The organism is Janthinobacterium sp. GW821-FHT03A03 (assembly GCF_059421435.1).
In genome coordinates, this window is sequence record NZ_JBWKUZ010000002.1 from 305,307 (window position 1) to 328,168 (window position 22,862).

Consider the following 22,862-nt stretch of genomic DNA (forward strand, 5'->3'; position numbering starts at 1 on the left):
CGCTGCTACGGCGCCGGCAGCGCCGACCCCATCTGCTCGCACAGCCAGTGCAGCAAGGTGGTGCGGCGCGCATCGCCGTCGAACGGCAGCGGCGACAGCAGCACATAGCCGCTGCCGTCGCGCCGGAAACCCAGGGGCGCCACCAGGCGCCCGCTGTCGATCTCTTCGCGCACCATGAAGATGGAGCCGATCGCCACGCCAAGGCCGGCGCAAGCGGCTTGCAGGCTCAGATAGAAATGCTCGTAGGTCTGGCTGTCGCTACTGCTGCCGTCGTCCGTGCCGGCGGCGCGCCAGTGCGCCCAGGCGGCCGGGCGCGACGCCGTGTGCAGCAGGCGCTGCGCGGACAGGTCCAGCCGGCCTTGCCGCAGCAGGGCCGGCGCGCACACGGGCGCGATCCATTCGTCGCACACCTTTTCCACATGCAATCCCCCATCCCACGCGAAATCGTTGCGCCGCAGCGCCACGTCCACCGCGTCGCGCTGGAAGGCCACCGGCCCGCCCGCGGCGTACAGGTGCAGCGGCACGCCGGGATGGCGCTGGTAAAAGTCGCCGAGGCGGGGAATCAGCCATTTCATGGCGATCGTCGGCTCGCATGACACCACCAGCGGCGCCGGGCGCGCCGGCTGGCGCACCGCATCGAGGGCGGCGTCGAGCCGTTCGAACGCCTGCTGCACGGCGTCGCGCAACTGCGCGCCCGGCGCGGTCAGGAAGACGCCGCGGTTGCGCCGTTCAAACAGGGCCGTCCCCAGCGACGCTTCCAGCAGGCGGATTTGCCGGCTGACCGCCCCGTGCGTCACGTGCAGCTCGTCCGCCGCCTGGACGAAGCTGCCCAGCCTGGCCGCCGCCTCGAAGAAACGCAAGCTGCCAAGCGCTGTCTGTCTGCTCATGATCTGTCACTTTTTCTCACACATATCGGCAAGATATCATCGTTTTTCATCGTCCGCCACTATCGGGATAATAGGACTTCCGGCCAGCGGCATGGGCACACGGTCTTGCCCATATAGGCGATGAATTCTCACCGATTGCCATGCGGCCGCCACTTCCCGAGGAAAACCCATGATTGCATTGCTCGCCGTTGCATTGATTACCCTGCTGGCCTCCATCGTGCCTGGCCCCGATTTCGCGATGGTCACGCGCAACAGCTATCTGCATGGCCGCCGTGCCGGCCTGCTGGCCGCGCTGGGCATCGCGCTGGGCGTGCAAGTGCACGTGTGCTATACGATGTTTGGCGTGGGGCTGATCATCGCCGGCTCAGCTGCCTTGTTTACGCTGATCAAGACCGTAGGCGCCCTGTACCTGATCGTCATCGGCTGGAAAACCTGGAGCAACCGCGCCGGTCTCGTCATCGAGCTGCAGGGCGGCGCCCGCGTGCCCCGGCGCACGATCCTGCTGAGCGGTTTCCTGACGAATGCCCTGAACCCGAAAACCACCTTGTTCGTCATCAGCACCTACACGCAGGTAGTGCAGCCCGGCACGCCTTTGAGTGTCCAGTTCGGCTACGGCCTGTGCATGTCCGCCATCCACCTGGCCTGGTTTGCCCTGGTGGCCACGTTTTTCTCGCAGGCAAACTTTCGTTTGCGCATGGTCAAGCACCAGCACACCATCGACCGCCTGATCGGCACGCTGCTGATGGCCCTCGGCGTGCTGCTGGCCTGCGCCAACATGGACAAACTGTAATGGCGCGCACGGCGCAGGCGCGCGATACGGCGGGTAGAATCGGCGGCCTTGCCTTTGCCACCCGAGTCCCGTCCCCATGAGCTTTTTGCAATTATTTATCCTCTCCATCGTCCAGGGCTTCGCCGAGCTGCTGCCCGTGTCCAGCTCCGCCCACGTCATCATGGCGGAAAAATGGATGGGCCTGGACCCCACCTCGCCCGAGCTGACCATGCTGCTCGTCATGTTACACACAGGCACCATGTTCGCCGTCATCGTGTATTTCTGGGCATCCTGGCGCGCCACGTATTTCAGTTCGGCCGGCGCCTTGCGCAGCAATGTGCTGCTGCTCGCGGCCGCCACGGCCCTGACGGGCATCGTCGGCTTCGGCTTGCTCAAGGGCATCACCCATGTCATGAGCAAGAATGCGCCCGGCTTTGAAATCGAGCACCTGTTTGGCAACGCCAAACTAATGGCCGCCGCGCTGGCCGCCGCCGGCGTGCTGATCATTGTGTCGTCGCGCCTGCAGGCGCGCCAGCATGGCACCTTGTCCATCGGCAAGGCCATGGTGATCGGCGCCGTGCAAGGCCTGTGCCTGCCCTTCCGCGGCTTTTCCCGCTCGGGCGCCACCATTTCGGCCGGCATCGCCATGGGCGTGCCGCAGCGCCGCGCCGAGGAATTCAGCTTCGCCCTGGCCGTCGTGCTGACGCCCGCCGTGCTGGTCAAGGAAGGCTGGCGCTTCTACCAGGCCGTGGCAAATGGCAGCCTGGACCATCTGGAACACGGCAACAGCCTGCTGCATTTGCTCGGCCCCAGCCTGCTGGGCATGCTGCTCGCGTTCCTGGCCGGCTTGCTGGCCCTGCGCTGGCTGTCGCGCTGGCTGGAACAGGGCCGCTGGCATTTCTTTGGCGCCTATTGCCTGCTGGCCTCGCTGGTCGTGCTGTACCTGGGGTAGAATCGCCGGGTTTGTCATTTGCAACCCACCATCCCAGCCAGGTTTCACAGAAAGCCAACGATGAATTTCGCCGCCACCGCCGCCCTCTCGCTTGCCATGTCCACCGATGCCTTCGCGGCCGCCGTGGGCAAGGGCGCCGCCCTGCACAAGCCGCAATGGCGCGAGGCCTTGCGCACGGGCCTGATCTTCGGCGTCATCGAAGCCATCACGCCCATCATCGGCTGGGCCCTGGGCAGCGTGGCCGCGCCCTACGTGGAAGCGTGGGACCACTGGATCGCCTTCAGCCTGCTGGGCAGCATCGGCCTGTTGATGATACGCAATGCCTTGTCCGACGCCGACGAGGAAGAAGCGCCCGCGCAGTCGCACTCGTTCTGGGTGCTGGCCGTCACGGGCCTGGCCACCAGCATCGACGCCATGGTGGTGGGCGCGGGCCTGGCCTTGCTGGGCGCCAATATCGTCGTCACGGCGGCCGCCATCGGCTTTTCCACCTTCGTCATGGTAACCCTGGGCGTGATGCTGGGCCGCGTGCTCGGCACCATCGCCGGGCGGCGCGCCGAACTCGCGGGCGGCCTGGTGCTGATCATCATCGGCTGCGTGATCCTGTACGAGCATATCGGCCATCCGGCCTGATGCCGGGGCGCGCACGCCACAGCCGCTGGCGTGGCCGGCGGCCCGCTTTGTGCTACATTCAATGCTCTGCATTCATGTCTCGCAAGGTGACCCTCATGGAAACTCTGGAGCTGATCTTCGCCTCGCTGGTGCGCGAGACGGCCGTCTCGATACGCGACCACCACATCCCCTTTGCCATCAAGCACGACGAGCGCGCCTATTTTGAATGGATGGACGGGCACCCGATCGGCGGCTACATCCAGGAAGCGTATCGCGAGATCGAGGAAACGGCCCAGCAGATCCGCGCCATTCGCGCTGGGTGATGACGCTTGCCGCAAGCTACTGCGCGGGGCGCTTTGCGGCCTGCGATGCTCACCGTACTCATGTACGGTTGCGCTTCTCGGCCACACATCACCTCCGCTCGCTACGCTTGCAGCAAGCGTCGTGACGTGCGTTGGATCGAGGTCAGGAATGGGGGTATTGATGCAGATCAAACACTCTGCTGTTCCTGTCGAGTTTTTGAGCCGATGCCGTGACAATGGACCTGGAGGCGGCAAACATGGATCAGCAACAGAAACACCAGATCAGGGGCTATGAATTTCATGTGGCGGGGGCGCTGGAGAAGGATGGGCGCTACCGGGGCATGATCTTGATCAGCAAGCGCGGCGATACGCTGCAGGTGTACGCCAAGCCCGTGCTGATTGAAACGCCGAGCAGTTTCAAGTCCGTGCATGCGGCCTTGATCGAGGCGTCCGCGTATGCCCAGGAACTCATCTATAACGGCGCCATCACGGCCCTGCTGCCGGCCGAGGCGCCCGCCAGCGGCAAGCCGGCGCCGCAGCCGCCCGACCTGGTCGGCAACTGAGGCAGCTCGGTATCGACGGCCGCCGTCACTGGCACGGGCGCGCGTATAATCACGCGCTTCCCCCGAACGAGATGTTAAACGAATGGAACATGTGAATTTGCCGCTGGTCTTCCTGATCGGCTGCGGCCTGATCGCCTTGCTGGCCAAGAAGAATGGCTACTCGTGGTATCTGTTTTTCTTTGCCATTGCCGTGCCAGCCCCCCTGTTGCTGCTGGCCCTGCCCCATGTGCTGGGCGTCGAGACGGCGTCGCTGACGCCCGTGCGCCTGGGCGCCGCCCTGCTCTTCCCGCTGCTGGGCCTGCTGCTGGCCTTGCGCCGCAAACGCTGACATGCCGGACTGCAGCGCTGAGGGTGATACGGTTCAGCGGCCCGGCATGCCGTCGGCCAGGCGCCAGCCGGCCGACAGGGCCACTTGCTGCGCTTCTTTTTCATTGCTGCAATCATCGTAATCGCAGGTGTCCGCATATGCGCCGCGGGCATGGTTCTGGCTGATGAAGGAGCCGACCCAGCGGCCGTCGCGGCGCTGGCTGGCCGTGGCGCTGATGGTGAATCCTTTGTGGATGGTGGGATTTTCAAAAGACATGTTGCCTCCGATGCAATAGCGTCAGCGACCTGACTGAGCGCCACTGTGCGCCTTTGCCCGCGCATCGTCTGTACGTTTGATCACACTCAGGACCTGCGCGTGCGCGGGACCTCGCGCCGCCCCGCATTCGGGTATGATTTCGCCATGTGTGGACGATTCGACCAAAATGACACGGCGCGCGTGCTGGCGTCATCCTTCGGCTGGACCGACGCGGTGTTCGACAGCGAGGCCGAGCCGCACCTGAACGTGTCGCCCGGCACCTACCGGCCCGTGCTGCACATCCAGGATGGCCAGCACAGGGTCGACGATGTCTACTGGGGCTACCGCCCCGCCTGGGCCGCGCACGCCGTGCCCGCGCCCGGCAAGAAAAAAATCCCCATCGCCATCAATGCCCGGCTGGAAAAACTCGCCGGCGCCTACTGGAAGCCCTTGCTGCGCGCGGGCCGCGGCATCGTCTGCGTGTCGGGCTGGTATGAATGGACGGGCGAAAAAGGCGGCAAGCAGCCCTGGCACATCCACCGCCGCGACCGCGCGCCCCTGTTCCTGCTGGCGCTGGCCCAGTTCGGGCCATACAAGCACAGCCGCGAGGAAGCGGGCTTCGTGCTGGTGACGGCCGACAGCCTGGGCGGCATGGTCGATATCCACGACCGCCGCCCCGTGGCCGTCGGCCGGGAAGACGCCCACCGCTGGCTCGATCCGCAGCTGTCGCCCGAAGCGGCGCTGCAGCTGGCGCGCACCGGCATGCTCGACGCGGACTTGTTCGAATGGCATGCCGTCGACAATCCGCTGGTGCCGTCCGCCAGGGCCAAGGCGCCGCCGCCGGCATCGCCGCAAGGTGTGTTTGACTGGGGGAAGGATTAAGGCAGGCGCGCCAGCCGGCGCCACAGCGCCTCCATCGGCCCCTGGCGGAAATGCCGCAGCCAGCAGCGGCTCAATAGCACCTGCCCCGCCATGATCACTATGGCCAGGCCCAGCATCTCGATGGGACGCAGTGTGGCGCCCCAGCCCAGGCCCGGTCCCTGCAGCAGCCAGGTGCCGAGCACCGATTGCAGCAGATAATTGCTCAGCGCCATGCGTCCCACGGGCGCCAGCCAAGCAGCGAGCCAGCGCAGCATGCAGGGGCCGGCCAGCATCAGGGCCGCCACGTAGCCGGCCGCCAGCAGCGGGCCGCCCGCAAACAGGCCCACGTCGAACAGGGCCGCGTCGAATAAAGTTTGATATGGATCAGCCACCTGGCGCGCGATGACGCCGCCCGCCAGCAGGTTCAAGGGAAAGCCCACGCCCAGTCCCGCGGCGCACACGCGGCGCCACAGCCGGCGGTGGCGCTGCGGCCGCGTCAGCCAGCCCAGGCGCACGGACAAGATGCCCAGCAGGAACAGCACGATGACGTGCGGCAGCATGACGATGGCGTACAGCAGCGAGACGAGGAAATCGTTGGCGCGCAGCTGCGCCACGGCCCCGGCGCTCCCCTGCGTGTAGATGGCGTAGCGGCCGGCAAAACTCTGCAAATCCTGCGCCGTATCGGGCGCGCCGCCCTGCTGGCCCACGGGAATCAAGAGGCACATGAACAGCAGAAAACCGCCCGCCACCAGCCAGGCGCGGTTGCGCACGCGGCCGAGCCTGGCGCCTGCCAGCGGCAGGACCAGCATGCCGGCCACCGCATACGAGGTCAGTACGTCGCCGTTCCAGATAAGAAAACCGTGCAGCAGGCCGAACACAAGCAGCCAGCGCAGCCGGCGCTTGTAGGCCGCTTGCGCCGCTTCCCAGCTGCCCAGCTGGCGCTGCAGCGAGCGTGTCTGCAGGGCAAAGCCGGCGCCGAACAGATAGGCGAAGACGGGATAGAACTTGAATTGCGCCAGCGCCGCCACGCCGAAAATGACGAGCTGGTCCAGCACGGGAGGCTGCGCGGGCAAGGTGCCGTAGCGCAAGGAATTCGTGCCCCAGGCAAAGCCCCAGATATTCACCAGCAGGATGCCAAACACGGCGATGCCGCGCAGCACGTCGAGCTGCAGCAACCTGCCCGGCCTGGCGCCAATGGCGTTCAAGGAGTTCAGGGGCGCGCCAGGGTCGGGTAATCGGCAACCTGCAGGCGGAAGCCGGACGCATCCGATTGCAGCCGCGCCTGGCCGCCGAAGGGCAAGGTGACCCGGCGGCGGATGTGGCCGAATTCGAGCCCCGTCAGCACGGGCACGGGCAGACGCGCGCGCACGTAGGCCAGCATGGCGTCGAAATCGTAGCCCTTGTCCATCGGACTCAATTTATAGGCGGAAAAGTCGCCAAGCACGATGGCCTGCTGGCGTTCGAGCACGCCCGCGTGCAGCAATTGCAGCAGCATGCGCTCGACCCGGTACGGGTGCTCGTTGACGTCTTCCAGGAACAGGATGCCGCCGTCGACCTGGGGGAAATACGGCGTACCGAGCAAGTGGACCAGCATGGCCAGGTTGCCGCCCCACAAGGTGCCCACTGCCTCGGCCTGCGGATTGCCAACGGACGTGCCGCTGACCGTGTGCGTGGGACCGGCCAGGCAGGACCACAGTTGATCGAGCGTAAATTGCTCGGGCTCGTCGCGCGTAAAATCATCGCAGAGCATGGGGCCGGCAAAGCTGGCGCGGCCCGTTTTCGCCAGCAAGCCCATGTGAAAAGCCGTGAAGTCGCTGTAGCCGACGAACAGCTTGCGGCTGGCGGCCATGCGCTCGAAATCGATGTCGGGCAGGATGCGGCTGATGCCGTAGCTGCCGCGCAAGGCCAGCACCACCTGCACGTCCGGGTCGGCGGCTGCCGCGTTGAGCTGCGCCAGGCGGCCCGCATCCGTGCCGCCGAAGCGCTGGAACGTGTGTGCAGGGTCGTAGTAATTGTGGACGGCGGCGCCTTGCGCCTGCAGGCGGACGATGCCGCGCGCCACGGCCGCGTCATCGGGCGCGCAACCGCCGGGCGCCACGATGGCGATGCCAATGTCAGGTGTCTTCAAAATGCCCGTGCCTTCAAAAATGGTGGGCGCGCCTAGGCTGGCTGGGAGCGCATCTGGGGCGCCATCTTACCTTGCAGATGCACATCGATCAAGGCGAGCAGGCGCTCGATCAGCTGGGGCGGCATGTCGTGCCCCATGCCTTCGATCACTTCGAGCCGCGCGCCGGGAATCAGCGCCGCCGTATCGATGCCGCAGGCGACGGGAATCAGGGGGTCGGCCGCGCCGTGTATCACCAGCGCCGGACAGCTGATGCTCGGCAGCAAGGCCGTGCGCTCGCCCGAGGCGGCGATCGCCACCATTTGCCGCGCCACGCCTTCCGGACAGCTGCCCCGCTCCAGCGCCGCCTCGATGCGCTGGTACAGCAGTTTTTCCGACACGGGATAGGCGGGACTGCCGATGACGCGCACGGTGGCCGCCATGTGGGCCATCAGCTCGGCGCGGCTGGCATTGCGTTTCGGACGTTGCAGCAAGGCATTGCGCGCGGCCCGCGTGGGGCCGGGCAAGCCGCGCCGGCCGCTGCTCGACATGATGGAGGTCAGGCTGAGCACCTGTTGCGGCGCGCGCGCCGCCATCACCTGGGCGATCATGCCGCCCATGGACACGCCGATCACATGTGCCTGCGCAATGCGCAGGGCAGCCAGCAAGCCCAGCGCATCGTCCGCCATGTCATCGAGGGTGTAGGATGTTTTCAGGGGCCAGCCCAGCAAATTCTTGACGTAGGCCAGGGGCAGGTAGGGTTTGCCCGCCAGCGCCATCTTGCTCGACAGGCCGCTGTCGCGGTTGTCGAAACGCAGGACGCGAAAGCCCTGCTCCACGATGCCTTCGACGAAGTCCGCCGGCCAGGCGATCAGCTGCATGCCCAGGCCCATGACCAGCAGCACGCAGGGATCATCGGGCTTGCCGTGGCTTTCATAAGCTATGTTGAGGCCGTTCGCCATGATGGTTGCCATGATTGCCTCTCTTCAGGAACCAGCACGCAGACACGATCGCTGCGGCCTTGCAATCAGCATACCACTATTGTGATAGTACCATCATGACTCATGCGAAAGTCCCTCTGCACTGTTGCCGCGCCGGTACGCCGGGCGGCAACAGTGCAGTGTCCATGATGCTGCTTACTTGGCTTTTGGCAAGGAATCGGCCAGGTCCACCCACGCTTGCGGCTGCGGCTTGCCCCGCTCGCGCACGCCGAAGAAGGAGACCACTTGCGTGCCGTCGTTGTCGAAGAATTCGACGGAAGTGACGCCGCCGCGCTTGACGACCCAGCCGCTGCGCAGGGCCGTGTCGCGGATGTGCAGGTTGAAGTTCGGGTCCAGCACGTTGAAGAAGCCGCCGGCGGCCATGGTTTTCTCGATCTTGCCGCTGTAGATCTGCGTCAAGCCTTCGTTGCCCAGGAACACCATGATGGCGACCTTGTCCTTCGCCGCGTTTTCCAGCAGGGTGCGCAGCGCTTGCGGCGTCACGCGCTCGACCACGCCGGCCGGCGCCAGGCGCAGCGCCTGTTCGCGCGACAGATGGAATTCGCGCATGATTTGCGCAAACTGATGCACGTCCGTCATGTCTTTCCAGGCCAGCTGGAATTCCTTGACGTCGATTTCGGCATCCGGCTTTTCCGCCGCTTTCGGCGCCACGGCCAGCACGTTCAGCTCGGCGCCTTGCTGCGGCAGGCGGAAGGCCGCCACCAGCTTGTCGTAGACGGCCACGCCCGCTTCATTGCGCAGGAAAATCTTGTGCACGGCCGTGCCGTTGGCGTCGAAAAATTGCAGGCTGCGCGTCGGCTTGCCGTCGCGACCAAGCTGTTCCACGGCAAATGCGTATTTCCAGTTTTCAAAGTGGAAACGCAGGTCGATCTGGCCGCCCAGGTAGCCGCCTGCGATATTGCGCTGGCGCGCTTCCGTTTCCGGGTCCTTGGCGTCGGCCTGCTCGGACTTGTCGCCCGCCTGCTTGAACTTGCTGGCCACGCCCGTCGTTTCGATGACGCCGTTTTCATTGCGCGTGATCGCCTGCACGAGGCCCAGGTCCAGCGCGGCGCGCATGATTTCGCGCGGCTGGTTGCCATCGGCCTGCAATCGCGTGACGCCCTTGCCGACATTGGTTGCCAGCAATTGCGCTTCGGACACGCCCAGGGCGCGGGCCGCGTCGCGGATCTGCAGCTTCGGCTGCTCCGTGCGCAGGGTGGACCAGCGTTCCGCCAGGGTGGCTGGGGCCGCGTATGCGTTTGCAATCAGCAGGCTGCCTAGCAGGGAGAGAACGAGTTTGGATAACTTCATAGAGAGACCATTCAATCAAACATGGAAAAAAAGAGGGGCAGGCGCCCCTCCCCGGAAAAATTTAGAAATTGACGCTGAGGCTGGCGGCGACGTTGCGGCCCGGCTTGGCGTAGCGCTCGATCTCGGCGCGGCTGGCGGCCGTGGTGCCGGCGGACAGGCTGCGCGCGGCGGCGTAATCCCAGTACTTGCGATCCGTCAAGTTGTACACGCCGACGACGATCTTCGCGTTCTTGTGCACGTTCCAGTAGGTCGACAGGTCGAAGATCGTGTACGACGGCACGGTGAAGCGCGGTGCGGTCGTGCCCATCAGCAAGTCGTTCGGCGCCTGTTTCTCGCCGGCATGCAGCGCCGTCAATTCCAGCCCGAACAGCTGGTTCGCATGGTCATAACCGAAGGTCAGCGCCGTCTTGGCCGGCGCCACCGAGGCCAGGCCGCCGCTGTCGCCCGTCAGGGTATTGAAGGAGCGGCCCTTGGCCACGCCCGTGGCCAGGTCGACGCGGTAGCCCTGCATGGCGGGCAGCCAGGTGCCCAGTTCCGCGTGCAGGCTCAGCTCGGCGCCCCAGGTCCGGGCATTGCCGATGTTTTCCGGACGGTACAAGCCCTGGGTGATGGTGGGGTAATTCACCGGGTCATCGTCCTGCATCACATACTCGATCATGTCCTTGTATTCCGTCTGGTAAACGGAGGCATGCATGCTCAAGCCCTTGACGACGTCGCCCTTCAGGCCCAGTTCGTAGGCCTTGCTGGTTTCCTTGCGCAAATTGGCATTGCCCAGGATGGCATAGCCATTCGTGCTCGTGTAGCTGAAGGAATCGTAGGTGCCCGTGCGCTCGACTGGCGTCGGCAGGCGCGTGCCGCGGGTAAAGGTGGCGTAAGCATTGATTTGCGGCAGTACTTCCACCGACAGGCTCAGGCTGGGCGTGAAATAGCTATCGCTTTCCTTGCGCACCTCCTTGGCCGCGTTCGGCACGGCGATCACGTAGTTTTGCAGATTTTTCGGCTCATTCTTGCGGTAGTCGGCGCGCAAGCCCGGCGTCAGCACGGCTTTCTTGCCAGCCAGATTAAAGCTGAGGTCGTCGCGCACATACAGCGCCAGCTTGGTGCTGTCCATGTCGGCCATGCGGTTCTTGCGCGTGATCTCGTGCGCGCCCGTGGCGACCGCCGTACGGTCCTCCATCCACGGACGGCGCGATTTCCCCTGCTCCAGCTGCACGCCATACAGCAGCGCGTTATCGGCATTGACTTGCTTGAACGCTTCCGAGGTCAGGCCGATGCTGTCGTTCTTGAAGCTGGTGTCGATGGCGCGCTGGAAATTGCCGCGGTAGGTATAGCGCCCCTTGCTCTTGTCGTCGATCTTCGCGTTCTGCAGATAGACTTTCGAGGTCAAGCGGTCGAACAGGGCGAAGTCCTTCAGCACCACATCATGCCCCAGGCTGACGCGGGTGCGCCTGGTGGTGGAATCCTGCTGCACGCCGTCCGGATACAAGGCGCTGACCTTGTTGCGCAAATCGCGCTTGTTCTTGCGCTCGAACATGTCGACCGTCAAGTCCAGCTTTTGTTCGCCCGGCAAGGTCCACACCAGCTTGGACAGCAAGGCGTTCGAATGCCAGTCATCCGGGTTGACGGGCGCGCTGCCACGGCTGTCGAGCTGCTCGCCATCGCGGTGCACGTACACGGCCAGGCCTTGCAGATTGGCGCCGATCTTGGCGGCGCCCGTCAGGGTGTGCGCATTGCTGCGGTCGGCGGTGGCGCGGCCGTATTTATACGCCACGTAATGATCCGCCCCTTCGCCCAGGTAATCCTCGGGCGACTTGGTGATGAAAGCCACGCCGCCGCCCAGGCCAGGATTGGCGCCGCTGACGGCCGTCGTGCCCGAATCGATGCGCACTTCGCGGAAAGTTTCAGGATCGAAATAATCGCGGCCCATGCCAAACGCGTTGAGGGTAGTGCTGTCTGGCTTCGGTGCAGCATCAGGCAGGGAAATGCCGTCGAGTTCCAGGCTGACCCTGTTGCCTTCCAGGCCACGGATGTTGTAACCGGTGTTGCCCGCGCCATCCCATATGCCGCCGCCGCCCGAAGCCGCCATTGGCGTACTGATCAGCGGCTGATAGCGCACGATGCCAGCCATGTCCGTCACGTTGCGGCGCTCCAGGTCGTCGCTGCGGATCACCGTTTTGGTACCGGCGCGGCGTTCGTAATCCTGCTTGGCGTTGACGACGATTTCCGGGAAGACAGGCAGCCTGGCCTGTTCCTGGGCGGCCGTGCCCGCGTTGATGGCGGCCGTTTGCGCCACGGCAGGCAGCAGCGGCGCGGCGAACAGGCCGAGCAAGGCGGCGCGCAGCACCAGGTTGTGGCGGCGGGCAGGAAGGGGAGATACGACGGGCGCAGCGGAGCGCTGCAGTAGCACTGTAGTCATGATGATCCGGTGTAAGAGTGGAGGCTGGCTCTTGAACCCGGATCGATAACGAAAGTGTTAACGATGCATAAGGAAAGTTTGCTGGCGAAAACAATACTGTAACACGAATCATTCTCATTTGAGAATGGCAATTGCTCCAGGCAGATGTTATTTCGCAACAATTATAAAAAATGCCATCCGCAATGGCTGGCAAGGCATGGCGCACAGACCGGCGAGGCCATGGCGGCCCTGCCCTGTCTGGGCCAACATCAGGCCGGAGGACGGGCCAGCTTGCGCGCGTCCGCCTGGGCGCGGCGGCGCTCGGCAAAGAAACGCTTGAGGAAGGCGCCGCACTCGTCGGCCAGCACGCCGCCAGCGATGGCCGTCTGGTGGTTCAGCGCCGGCTGCTCGAACAGGTTCAGCACGGAACCGCAGGCGCCCGTCTTCGGGTCGCCCGCGCCGTACACCACGCGCGCCAGCCGCGCATGCAGCATGGCGCCCGAGCACATCACGCACGGTTCCAGGGTCACGTACAGCTCGCAGCCTGGCAGCCGGTAATTGCCCAGCTTGTCGGCGGCGGCGCGCAAGGCCATCACTTCCGCGTGCGCCGTGGGGTCGTGGCGGCCGATGGGCTGGTTGTAGCCCACGGCGATGACTTCCCCATCCTTGACGACGACGGCGCCCACGGGCACTTCACCCAGGTCCCACGCGTGCTGGGCCTGTTCCAGGGCCAGCCGCATGTAGCGCGCGTCCTGCGCGCTATCGAGCACTTCAGTCATCGGTCACTTCAGCCCAGCAATTCGGCGTTTCATGCAGCACCAGCTTATGCAGGTGCAAGCCCGTGCCGAAATGGTCGGTAAATGCCGCTTTCAGGATCTCGAAGGCGATGCGCGCCAGGTTTTCCACGGTCGGGATGCGGTCGATGACGACGGTTTTATGGTCGGGCAGGCTGGCCAGGAAGTCGCGCACGGCCGTATCCTTTTCATACACGAGGAAGGCATGGTCCCACACGTCGACCAGGTGCTGCTTGGCCAGGGTTTTCACGTCGGAAAAGTCCATGATCATGCCATTGTCGGAATTGCCTTCCGCTTCGATGACCTTGCCGACCAGGGTGATTTCCACCGTGTAGCGGTGGCCGTGCAGGTTGCGGCACTGGCTTTTGTGGTCGGGAATGCGGTGGCCCGCGTCGAATTCGAGCTTGCGTGTGATAGTGAGCATATTGTTGTATTAATACTACCTATTTAAGGAATTTGCAGAAGTTTATGGGTTTGCAGGCTCAGCTTCCACTTCGGGTTGCTTTTGCACGTCTCGATGGCCAGCTTCATGTTGTGCGCGGCCAATGGACCATCCATAGCCTGCACGAAGAAGTTCTCGAAATCGAGCCCTTCGTAGACGGCCAGGTCCTGCTGGAACTGGGGGATGACGACCTTGATCTCGTTACCCTTGTGCACCACCAGCGTGGAACCCATCTTCGGACTGACGCAGATCCAGTCCACGCCGGCCGGCACGGGCAAGGTGCCGTTGGTTTCGATGGCGATGGTAAAGCCGACCGCGTGCATGGCGTCGATCAGGGCCGCGTCCAGCTGCAGCAGCGGCTCGCCGCCCGTAAACACCACGTATTTGCTGGCGGTATAGCTGGCCGGCCACAGGCTGTCGATCAGCGCGGCCAGTTCCTGCGGCGTCTTGAACTTGCCGCCCAGTTCGCCGTCCGTGCCGACGAAATCCGTGTCGCAGAACTGGCACACGGCCGTGGCGCGGTCGCTTTCGCGGCCCGTCCACAGGTTGCAGCCGGAAAAGCGGCAAAACACGGCCGGACGGCCCGCGTGCGCGCCTTCGCCCTGCAGCGTGTAAAAAATCTCTTTGATGCTATAAGTCACTGTATTTCCTAAGAGCTGGCCGGCGCATCGCGCATGGATGCGGCCGCGCCCGGCGCAAAACACCCGGCCGGGGGCGTGAAGCCGATTGACAACCCTCTATTATATGCCGCCGCGACACATCCCGTGCAAATGCCGGTCCTGCCGCATGGCGGCGCCGGCAAACGGACAAGAATGCGACGCTGGCGCGGCTATCTGCGCAGTTTTTGCGTTTAGACAATATAAATACCCTCAAGCCAATATATTTTCTGTAATGACATTGCCCGATGGCAAATATCTGAGGGAGCGAGAAGATGAAGCAACGCCACATCCGTCTGCCGGCCAGGCTCGGCATTCCCGCTTGCCTCGGCGCCTGCGCGGGCGCCTCGCTGCAGGCCGGCCAGGCGGACGCGCCGCTGGCGCGCGCGCACACCGCGCTGAACCTGGCGACGGCTTGCGCCGTGCTGCTGGCAGCGCTGGCCCTGCTGCTGTGGCGCCAGCACCGCCTGGCCACGCGCCTGCAAACACTGGAACACTTGCGCGCGGACGCCGAGCAGGCACGCCTCGCCTGCGAGCAGCAAAAAGCGCGCGAACAGGAACGCCGGCGCATCGGGCGCGACATCCACGACGACCTGGGCCAGCACCTGCTGACCCTGAAAATCGACCTGGCCATGCTGCAGGCGAACAGCGCCGCCACGGCGCCCCAGCTGGCGCAGAAACTGGCCTTGATCGCGCGCAACGTCGACCTCAGCATCGCCGCCCTGCGCTGCGTCATCGACGACTTGCGGCCGCCCGCCCTGGAACACGGCTGGCAGGCGGCGTTCGACGGCTTGCTGGCCGACTTTTCCCGCAGCACGGGCATCGTGTGCGACGGCGTTTGCGACGCCCTCGACGGCGTCGCGGGCGCACAGGAACCGCTGCTGTACCACGCGCTGCAGGAAGCGCTGGCCAACGTGGCCCGCCATGCGGGCGCCAGCCGCGTCAGCGTCAGCCTGCGCCGGCGCGCCGCCACGCTCGAGCTGTGCGTCAGCGACAACGGCGTCGGCATGCCCGCCGCGAACGCGCGCCGGGGCTGCGGCCTGTCCGGCATGCACGAACGCCTGGCCTGCGCCGGCGGCTGCCTGCACATCGACAGCCGCACGGGCGGCGGCACCCGCTTGCGCCTGAGCCTGCCACTTCCGCTTCCTCCGGCGGACAACGCCGGCCAATGCTGAAATATTGCTCAATATCAACACCCGCCGCCAGCCACGCTGCATCATGGCCAACGAACCGCCCCACTCCCCGCCCTACAAGGATGCCTACATGCCGGACAGCCACGCACATCATGCCAGCGTATCGCCCTATGGCGAAGCCCAGGGTTTCGCCATGAAGATGATGGAATTGCTGGTCGTGCCGACCTTTGTGCTCGACGTCGATGGCAGGGTGATGATCTGGAACCGCGCCTGCGAACAGCTGACGGGCGTGCCGGCGGCCGAAGTGCTGGGCATGCGCGCGCCGGGCCGCTGCTTCTACAACGACGCGCGCGCCACCCTGGCCGACCTGCTGCTGGCCGGGCGCGGCGGCGACCTGCGCGCCCTGTACGCGCAGCAGCAGTACCGCAACAGCACGGGCCACAATCTGTGCGCGGAAAACTGGTGCGACATGCCGCGCACGGGCCGCCGCCGCTACCTGGCCGTCGACGCCAGCCCCATCTACGGCAACCACGGCGAACTCGTCGCCGTCGTCGAAACCCTGCGCGACATGACCGATGAAAAGCGCGCGCACGTGGAACTGGAGCGCCTGGCCACGCGCGACGGCCTGACGGGGCTGGCGAACCGGCGCTGCTTCGACGACACCCTCCTGGCCGAGTGGCAGCGCGCGCAGCGCCAGCAGCAGGCGCTGTCGCTGCTGATGGTCGACGTCGACAATTTCAAGCAATACAACGACAGCCACGGCCACCAGGGCGGCGACCTGTGCCTGCGCAAGGTGGCCGGCGCCGTGGCCAGCGAAATGCGCGCCAACGACCTGGTGGCCCGCTACGGCGGCGAAGAGTTTGCCGTCATCCTGCCGAACCAGTCGCTCAAGGGCGCGGCCATCGTGGCCGAACGCATCCGCCAGCGCGTGGAGCGGCTGCAGCTGCCGCGCAAGCGCCCCGACGGCGCCTGCGTCACCGTCAGCATCGGCGCCGCCACGGCCCTGCCCGGCCCCGGCACGGAACTGGGGCAGCTGATCCACACGGCCGACTGCGCCCTGTACCGCGCCAAGCATCTGGGCCGCAACCGCATCAGCCTGCCGGAAACGACGCTGACCTGAGCACCTGTCCCTGCGGCGCGCCTAGCCTGCCCTGACGGGGCCACCGCTTCATGCCAAAACGCCTTGCCCCTATGCACGGCGGCATGAATATTCTATGCTGCGGCGTTGCACTTTCATAACATCCAAAAAAGAAGGAGCCCCCGTGTCAAGAATCATGCCTGCTTTATTACCCGCTTTCGCCCTGGCCCTGTCGGCCATGGCCGCGTCGAACCTGGGCGCCGCGCCCGTCAGGCCGGCCGCTGCCCACGGCGCCACCGCCGCCAAGGCCGACCTGCTGCCGTTCAAGGCCACGGAAAAGACCCTGGCCAACGGCTTGAAGATCATCATCGTGCCGACCGGCTTTCCGAACATCGTTTCGCTGCAGATTCCCGTGCAGACGGGCTCGCGCAATGAAGTCGAGCCGGGCAAGTCCGGTTTCGCCCACTTCTTCGAGCACATGATGTTTCGCGGCACCAAGGCCTATCCGCCCGAGAAATACCAGGACATCATCACCCGCGCCGGCGCGCGCCAGAACGCCTATACGAGCGACGACCTGACCAATTACCACACGACGTTTGCCAAACAGGACCTGGAAACCGTGCTGAAGGTGGAGGCGGACCGCTTCCAGCACCTCGATTACGCGGAAGACGCGTTCAAGACGGAATCGCGGGCCGTGCTGGGCGAGTACAACAAGAACAGCGCCAATCCCGTCTCGAAACTGTTCGAAGTGATGCGCGACAGCGCCTACACGACGCATACCTACAAGCACACGACGATGGGCTTCATCCAGGACATCGAAGATATGCCGAACCAGTACGCGTATTCGAAGCTCTTCTTCGACCGCTGGTACCGTCCCGAGCGCACCACCATCATCATCGCCGGCGACGTCGAGCCGCAGCAAGCCATCGCGCTGGTGGAAAAATACTGGAGTAAATGGCAGCGCGGCAAACAGCAGGCGGCCGTGCCCGTGGAGCCAAAGCCGCATGGCCCCGTCTACAAGCACGTGGCCTGGCCCACGCCGACCCTGCCGTGGGTGGCCGTGGGCTTCCACGCGCCCGCGTTTTCCGTCAAGGACAAGGACCAGGCCGCCCTGGCCACCCTGCTGTCGCTGTCGTTCGGCCGCACCTCGCCCCTGTATAAACGCCTGGTGCAGAACGAGCAGAAGGTCGACCAGTTGTTCGAGATGACGCCGGACCGGGTCGACCCGACCCTGGCCGTGCTGGGCGCGCGCGTGAAAAACCTTGCCGACGCCGTCTACGTGCGCGACGCGATATTGGCCACCGTGGCGCGGCTGCGCGACACGCCGGTGAGCGACAAAGACCTGGCAGACGCCAAGTCGGCCGAGAAATACGGCTTGATCCGCTCGCTCGACAACACGGAGCAGATCGCCGGCACCCTGGCGTCGTTCGTGCATTTCGACCGCTCGTACGCCACCATCAACCAGTACTACCGCCTGATCGACACGCTCACGCCGGCCGACCTGCAGGCGGCCGCGCGCAAATACCTGACGGACGACGGCCTGGTGGTGACCACCCTGTCGCACCAGCCGATGGCGGCCGCCATCGCCACCACGCCGAAGCTGGCCAGCCTGCTGCCGGCCGCTCCGAACGCGAAGTTCGACGTGCTGGTGCAAAAGTCCGCGCTGCCACAGATCCGCTACAAGCTGCTGTTTGCGGCCGGTTCCGCGCACGACCCGCAAGGCAAGGAAGGCCTGGCCGCACTGACGGCCGCCATGGTGGCGTCGGGCGGCTCGTCCGAGCGCAAGATCGACGAAGTCAACCAGGCCCTGTTCCCGCTGGCCGGCAGTTTCAGCCAGCAGACGGACAAGGAAATGACGACGTTTACGGGCGCCATCCACAAGGATAACTGGAGCCAGTTCAACGACATCGCCCTGCCCCTGCTGCTGTCGCCGGGTTTCCGCGACGACGACTTCCGCCGCCTGAAGGATGCGCAAAAGAACGCGCTGCTGCTGGACCTGAAGGACAATAACGAAGAGGAATTCGCCAAGGAACGCCTGCAGACGAATGTGTATGCGGGCACGCCGTACGGCCACCCCGTGCTGGGCACGCTCGCCGGCATCGACGCCATCACCCTCGACGACGTGAAACAGTTCTGGAAAGCGGCGTACGCGCAAGGCGCCGTGAAGGTCGGCATTGCCGGCGACGTGTCCGACGCCATGACGGCCTCGCTGACGCAGGCGCTGGGCAAGCTGCCGGCCGGTCCCGGCCTGCCGGCCACCGTGAAACCGGCTGGCCGCAAGGCGCAGGGCCTGGAAGTGGAAATCATCGAGAAAAACACGCGCGCCACGGCCATTTCCTTCGGCCTGCCTTTGGAAGTGACGCGCACGCACGCGGACTTCCCCGCCCTGTGGCTGGCGAAAACGTGGCTGGGCGAGCACCGCGCCTCGAATTCCTATCTGTACCAGCGCATCCGCGAGCTGCGCGGCATGAACTACGGCGATTACGCGTACATCGAAGCCTTCCCGCGCGGCATGTACCAGTTCTTCCCGAACCCGAACCTGGGCCGCAAGGCGCAGCTGTTCGAAATCTGGATACGCCCCGTGGCGCCGGACAACGCCCATTTCGCCCTGCGCGTGGCCCTGACGGAACTGGGCAAGCTGATCGACAACGGCCTGACGCAGGACGATTTCGCCGCCACGCGCGACTACCTGATGAAGAACGTCTTCGTCATGACGTCGACGCAGGACCAGCAGCTCGGTTATGCGCTCGATTCGCAATGGTATGGCACGCCCGAGTTCACCAAGCTGATGCGTGACGGCTTGTCGAAACTCACGGTGCTTGATGTCAACCGCGCCATCAAACAGCACCTGTCGGCAAAGAACCTGTCCGTGGTGATCGTCGCCAAGGATGCGGCCGGCCTGAAGGAAAAGCTCGTCAGCGACGCGTTTTCCCCCATCAAGTACGACGGCAACAAGCCGCAGGCCCTGCTCGATGAAGACAAGGTGATCGGCGCCATGCAGCTGAACATCAAGCCTGAAGCCGTCACCGTGACGCCGGCGGCGCAGGCGTTCGCCAGGTAAGCCGGCGCCCTATCGCCCATCCGATGCTGGCGGTCGGATGGGATTCCGCGCCACGCGCGCTGCCGCAGCAACTCTGAACGAGTCCATCCGCATGACATCCGAAGTACTCAACTCCCCACCGCCGCAGACATCCGCGCCAATCTTGCCTGCGGACAATAATATGCGGCGCCCGCGTCCCGCAAGCGTGACCGTGATCGCCTATATGTTGTTCATGAACATGGGCGACACGATCACTAACTTCCTGCTGTTTGGCCGCCTGCCCGAGGCCCCGCTGACCGGCACCTTCCTGTCAGGCAGCGTGCAATGGCAACTGCTTGAAGCCGGCGGCTATGCCGACTTTTTCATTGCCGCAGGCCTGCTCTGCGCGCAGCGGTGGGCGCGCCTGGCCTACGTCATTGTCGGCACGCTAAGCATGGCTTACATAATCGCCATCGCATCACAGACACAGGGCGGCCACGCCATGCAACTGCCGTTCGCCGTACTGGCGTTCGCGACCTTCCTCTACCTGCTGTACCGCGAGGATGCCCGGCTTTATTTTGCATCAGCGAAACTGCCCCGCCCCAGCCCTGGCGGCCGGCGGCGCATCGGCGCGTGCCTGTACATCATCGCTGCCGTCTATGCCTACTGGTGCTTCAATGCGATTGTGCTGGGCATTACCGAGATCTATCCGGCAAGCCTGCATCGCGACAAGCTGGTCTTTATTGCCTTGCCGGTCATTTTGATCGCGGAGTGGGTGGGCAACACACCGGGACGCCTGGCCAGGGCCAGCATCCTGTCCACCGCATTCGCCCTGTACCTGGCGCAGATGTTTTTCTACAAATATACGTCACCGTATGCCGCGCAAATGGGGCCGTCGCTGTGGCAACTGCGGAACTGGAGCATCGGCATGGCCGGCATCGCGCTTGCCCTGCATTATCTGCAGTGGTCACGGGGTGCGCGGAAATGATGATCAGCGCTGACGCTGCACAAGCGACGATACTGCGGTTCTGCGAAGGCGATCCGCAATCGCCGCACTACGTGAAGCACGCGATCCAGTGCTGCGCCCTGTCCGCACGCGGCGACTACTGGATCATCCGCGCCAATGCCGAGGCATATGTGGTACATGGCCGCAGCGAGTATTGCTACGTCGGCGTCAATGCATTCCTGCTTGACGTCCTGTCAGGCCAGATCGAGACCGTGGTGAGCGGAAACCGCGTCAGCGACTATCTGCAGGATAAATATGACGTCCGCGACGCGGCCGGCCAGGTCTACGTGCTTGAACCCGCCTTTGAACGGACAGACAAAGCAGCGCTCATCCGCCTGCGGCAGACCCTCGCTTGTCGCCTGCCCCACGCCCTGGCGCTGCTGTCGCCGGAACATCGCAGCTGGCTGACGGGCCAGCGCCGCGTGATGCAGTGGGCGCAAGGCGAACTCATGGCAAAAGGCGTGGCTAGCGAAGTCATGCTGCGCCCGGGGCCGGGCGGCGCATTGTACATTCCAGAGCAAATCTGGCATTGGGATTTGCTGCTGGCCCAACTCAGGCGGCTTCCCGGCCCGGCCTGACGCTGCTGAAGCGGCCCGGCCATGGCCGGCGTCACTCGAAGGGATTGGCCACCGACGTCACCTCGGGCGGCGGCAGCTGGTCCGGCAATTGCTGCTTTTCCAGCTGCGCCACCACGTCGGCCAGCAGTTTTTGCAGCTGTTTCGCCAGGGCCAGGCCCGGCTTGTCCAGGGTCAGGTCGATGTCGCCGCTGATGCTGATGCGGTCGACACGGTTTTCGATGGTCAGGCCGCCGATTTCCAGCACATCGCTTTCATTGGCATACGGGACGAATTTCTTTGCGCACATGGGATTTCCTTTTCAACGGTCTTGTTATTTCTTGGACTTGCTATTGATCTTGGGCAAACTCAGCATGCGCAGTTTTTGCTGGCGCGTCAACGACGGCAACAGATCGATGCCTATCCTGTCTTCCAGTTGCGCAATGCTCAGCACCTCATACGCCTTGGTATCGACGTTTTCGATGAAGTAGGCGGCGCCGGCGCGCTGGCGCGGGCTGTACACGGCCTTGTACAGATGGCTGGGCACGATGACGCGGCCCACCTTGCGCAGGTTGCCGCCAATAAAAGCCGGCCCCGTGATCACGTACAGATCGCCCTCCTTCTTCGCCATCTTGCGCACGGCGCCTTCGATACCGGCCCACACGTAGCGGTTGTTGCGCGCGTCTTGCGGCACCATATTGGCCAGGGTAAAGCTGTCGCGCTGGCTCTGGCGGTCCGGCATGTCGCCGTTGGGCGCCATGTGGCCGCGGTCGAAGCCGCTGCGCGCATAATCGGCCAGCTCGGCGCGCTGGGCGGCGGGCAGCTTGCGTTCCGCATGGAAGGAGTTTTCGCGCGACAAATCCTGCGCCGCGTCCAGCCTGTTCGCCGTCAAATGTTCAGCCGACCATAGCGGCGTGCGCGTGATACCGGAGTGCATCACGCCAAACACCTTGTAGCACAGCTCTTTCGTTGCCACGTCCAGCTTGGGGTTGGTGATTTCCGGCTTGCGGCCATCCACGTAATGGGCCGGGCAGGCATCGGCATGCGCCAGGTTCGCGGCAAAGGCGGACGCCAGCAGGCCGCACGCCAGGGTCAGCCTGGCGATCGATCGATGAATCATATTTCCCTCTGAAATCTTTGCAGGCCAGCATTCTAGCGGACGCGGGTCCGCGCCACAAACGAGGCGTGCGCGCCTGTGCGCGGCGAAAAACGGGCAGGCGCGCGGCCCGGCCCGGAGCTGGCGCAAATAAAGGCCAGGCGGCCGCGCACAGCCATTCATTTCTGCTAAGATTGACCCGATTCGTTCGCATCGACCATTCAAGATCTGGAGAGCATATGATCAAAAAAACCCTGCTGCTTATCATTGTCGTCGTCGCCGCCATCCTCGGTTATGCCACCACCAAACCGGACACCTTCAGCGTGCAGCGCGAAATCACCATCAAGGCCCCGCCCGAGAAAATCGCCGGATTGATCACGGATTTCCACTACTGGGCCGCCTGGTCGCCGTGGGAAAAACTCGATCCCGCCATGCGCCGCACGTTCACGGGCCCGGCCAGCGGCCAGGGCGCGCAATATGCGTGGCAAGGCAATGACAAGGTGGGCGCGGGCCGCATGGAAATCACGGAAGCGACCCAGCCCGGACGCACCGTCATCAAGCTGGACTTCCTGAAACCGTTTGAAAGCCACAACACCACCACCTTCACCATGACACCCGAGGGCGACGGCACCAAGGTGAACTGGACCATGACAGGCCCCAGCCCCTACGTCAGCAAGGTCATGACGGTCTTCGTCAGCATGGACCGGATGATCGGCAAGGATTTTGAAAAAGGCCTGAACAATCTGAAGGCGGCGGCGGAACGCTAAGCCCGCCCACCGCCGCTGCACA

General features: G+C 64.5%; 25 protein-coding genes. 13 read left to right on the plus strand and 12 right to left on the minus strand.

The features are described from left to right. Positions 1-5: 5 nt before the first annotated feature. Positions 6-887, minus strand: coding sequence for a LysR substrate-binding domain-containing protein (locus AC07VI_RS07965; RefSeq protein ID WP_086144486.1), 882 nt, complete (start codon positions 885-887; stop codon positions 6-8). Positions 888-1,056: 169 nt separating this feature from the next. Between AC07VI_RS07965 and AC07VI_RS07970 the strand changes: the two genes are divergently transcribed. From AC07VI_RS07970 to AC07VI_RS07995, 6 genes are all read left to right on the plus strand, one after another. Then, the gene (locus AC07VI_RS07970; protein ID WP_086144485.1) at positions 1,057-1,677 is read left to right on the plus strand and encodes a LysE family translocator; all 621 of its coding nucleotides are present in this window, start codon (positions 1,057-1,059) and stop codon (positions 1,675-1,677) included. Positions 1,678-1,753: 76 nt separating this feature from the next. Then, positions 1,754-2,608 carry an undecaprenyl-diphosphate phosphatase gene (locus AC07VI_RS07975; protein ID WP_492994332.1) on the plus strand — a complete coding sequence of 285 codons (855 nt, stop codon included), beginning with the start codon at positions 1,754-1,756 and terminating at the stop codon, positions 2,606-2,608. Positions 2,609-2,668: 60 nt separating this feature from the next. After that, positions 2,669-3,238: a manganese efflux pump MntP gene (gene mntP / locus AC07VI_RS07980; RefSeq protein ID WP_086144483.1), complete on the plus strand. Its 570-nt coding sequence runs from the start codon at positions 2,669-2,671 to the stop codon at positions 3,236-3,238. Between the two features lie 95 nt (positions 3,239-3,333). After that, complete coding sequence (locus tag AC07VI_RS07985; RefSeq protein WP_086144482.1) at positions 3,334-3,540, plus strand: hypothetical protein; 207 nt, start codon at positions 3,334-3,336, stop codon at positions 3,538-3,540. A 236-nt stretch (positions 3,541-3,776) separates the two neighbouring features. Beyond that, positions 3,777-4,082, plus strand: a complete 306-nt coding sequence (locus AC07VI_RS07990; protein WP_139842397.1) for a hypothetical protein — start codon at positions 3,777-3,779, stop codon at positions 4,080-4,082. Between the two features lie 82 nt (positions 4,083-4,164). Then, positions 4,165-4,410, plus strand: coding sequence for a hypothetical protein (locus tag AC07VI_RS07995; RefSeq protein WP_086144480.1), 246 nt, complete (start codon positions 4,165-4,167; stop codon positions 4,408-4,410). A gap of 33 nt (positions 4,411-4,443) precedes the next feature. On the opposite strand, the gene AC07VI_RS08000 is transcribed toward AC07VI_RS07995, so the two are convergent. Further along, on the minus strand, positions 4,444-4,665 hold the full coding sequence (locus tag AC07VI_RS08000) for a hypothetical protein (protein WP_086144479.1): 222 nt from the start codon (positions 4,663-4,665) through the stop codon (positions 4,444-4,446). 144 nt (positions 4,666-4,809) lie between these two features. Between AC07VI_RS08000 and AC07VI_RS08005 the strand changes: the two genes are divergently transcribed. Next, positions 4,810-5,526, plus strand: a complete 717-nt coding sequence (locus tag AC07VI_RS08005) for an SOS response-associated peptidase (protein WP_086144478.1) — start codon at positions 4,810-4,812, stop codon at positions 5,524-5,526. Here AC07VI_RS08005 and AC07VI_RS08010 read toward each other — a convergent pair. The 8 genes from AC07VI_RS08010 to queE form a co-directional block, all read right to left on the minus strand. Further along, positions 5,523-6,710 carry a DUF418 domain-containing protein gene (locus tag AC07VI_RS08010; protein ID WP_193068863.1) on the minus strand — a complete coding sequence of 396 codons (1,188 nt, stop codon included), beginning with the start codon at positions 6,708-6,710 and terminating at the stop codon, positions 5,523-5,525. The two genes, AC07VI_RS08005 and AC07VI_RS08010, sit on opposite strands and share 4 nt — an antisense overlap. A 5-nt stretch (positions 6,711-6,715) precedes the next feature. Continuing rightward, complete coding sequence (ldcA, locus tag AC07VI_RS08015) at positions 6,716-7,633, minus strand: muramoyltetrapeptide carboxypeptidase (RefSeq protein WP_492994336.1); 918 nt, start codon at positions 7,631-7,633, stop codon at positions 6,716-6,718. Between the two features lie 32 nt (positions 7,634-7,665). After that, entirely contained in the window at positions 7,666-8,583 is a 918-nt protein-coding gene (locus tag AC07VI_RS08020) for an alpha/beta fold hydrolase (RefSeq protein WP_086144475.1), read from the minus strand. 162 nt (positions 8,584-8,745) lie between these two features. Next, entirely contained in the window at positions 8,746-9,900 is a 1,155-nt protein-coding gene (locus AC07VI_RS08025; RefSeq protein WP_492994338.1) for a hemin-degrading factor, read from the minus strand. Between the two features lie 61 nt (positions 9,901-9,961). Continuing rightward, positions 9,962-12,316 carry a TonB-dependent hemoglobin/transferrin/lactoferrin family receptor gene (locus tag AC07VI_RS08030; RefSeq protein WP_086144473.1) on the minus strand — a complete coding sequence of 785 codons (2,355 nt, stop codon included), beginning with the start codon at positions 12,314-12,316 and terminating at the stop codon, positions 9,962-9,964. 248 nt (positions 12,317-12,564) lie between these two features. Next, positions 12,565-13,074 (minus strand): tRNA adenosine(34) deaminase TadA, encoded by a 510-nt coding sequence (gene tadA / locus AC07VI_RS08035; RefSeq protein ID WP_086144472.1) that lies wholly within the window; start codon positions 13,072-13,074, stop codon positions 12,565-12,567. Beyond that, positions 13,067-13,513 carry a 6-carboxytetrahydropterin synthase QueD gene (queD, locus tag AC07VI_RS08040; protein ID WP_035819191.1) on the minus strand — a complete coding sequence of 149 codons (447 nt, stop codon included), beginning with the start codon at positions 13,511-13,513 and terminating at the stop codon, positions 13,067-13,069. The genes tadA and queD overlap by 8 nt, the downstream gene beginning before the upstream one ends. Positions 13,514-13,536: 23 nt before the next feature. Next, positions 13,537-14,172, minus strand: a complete 636-nt coding sequence (queE, locus tag AC07VI_RS08045) for a 7-carboxy-7-deazaguanine synthase (RefSeq protein WP_086144471.1) — start codon at positions 14,170-14,172, stop codon at positions 13,537-13,539. A gap of 290 nt (positions 14,173-14,462) precedes the next feature. Between queE and AC07VI_RS08050 the strand changes: the two genes are divergently transcribed. The 5 genes from AC07VI_RS08050 (at position 14,463) to AC07VI_RS08070 (ending at position 21,001) form a co-directional block, all read left to right on the plus strand. Next, complete coding sequence (locus AC07VI_RS08050) at positions 14,463-15,362, plus strand: sensor histidine kinase (RefSeq protein WP_099374393.1); 900 nt, start codon at positions 14,463-14,465, stop codon at positions 15,360-15,362. Between the two features lie 160 nt (positions 15,363-15,522). Next, on the plus strand, positions 15,523-16,440 hold the full coding sequence (locus AC07VI_RS08055; RefSeq protein WP_492996329.1) for a sensor domain-containing diguanylate cyclase: 918 nt from the start codon (positions 15,523-15,525) through the stop codon (positions 16,438-16,440). 154 nt (positions 16,441-16,594) lie between these two features. Next, complete coding sequence (locus tag AC07VI_RS08060; protein WP_492994342.1) at positions 16,595-19,459, plus strand: M16 family metallopeptidase; 2,865 nt, start codon at positions 16,595-16,597, stop codon at positions 19,457-19,459. Between the two features lie 91 nt (positions 19,460-19,550). Continuing rightward, complete coding sequence (locus AC07VI_RS08065; RefSeq protein ID WP_139842396.1) at positions 19,551-20,405, plus strand: hypothetical protein; 855 nt, start codon at positions 19,551-19,553, stop codon at positions 20,403-20,405. Next, positions 20,402-21,001: a hypothetical protein gene (locus tag AC07VI_RS08070; protein ID WP_086144467.1), complete on the plus strand. Its 600-nt coding sequence runs from the start codon at positions 20,402-20,404 to the stop codon at positions 20,999-21,001. Before AC07VI_RS08065 ends, AC07VI_RS08070 begins: the two co-directional genes overlap by 4 nt. A gap of 31 nt (positions 21,002-21,032) precedes the next feature. Here AC07VI_RS08070 and AC07VI_RS08075 read toward each other — a convergent pair whose 3' ends face one another. Both AC07VI_RS08075 and AC07VI_RS08080 read right to left on the minus strand, forming a co-directional pair. After that, complete coding sequence (locus tag AC07VI_RS08075) at positions 21,033-21,287, minus strand: nucleotidyltransferase family protein (protein WP_086144466.1); 255 nt, start codon at positions 21,285-21,287, stop codon at positions 21,033-21,035. Between the two features lie 24 nt (positions 21,288-21,311). Beyond that, on the minus strand, positions 21,312-22,097 hold the full coding sequence (locus AC07VI_RS08080; RefSeq protein WP_086144465.1) for a DNA/RNA non-specific endonuclease: 786 nt from the start codon (positions 22,095-22,097) through the stop codon (positions 21,312-21,314). A gap of 215 nt (positions 22,098-22,312) precedes the next feature. On the opposite strand from AC07VI_RS08080, the gene AC07VI_RS08085 reads away from it, so the two are divergent. Continuing rightward, positions 22,313-22,840, plus strand: a complete 528-nt coding sequence (locus tag AC07VI_RS08085; protein WP_086144464.1) for an SRPBCC family protein — start codon at positions 22,313-22,315, stop codon at positions 22,838-22,840. Positions 22,841-22,862 lie beyond the last annotated feature (22 nt).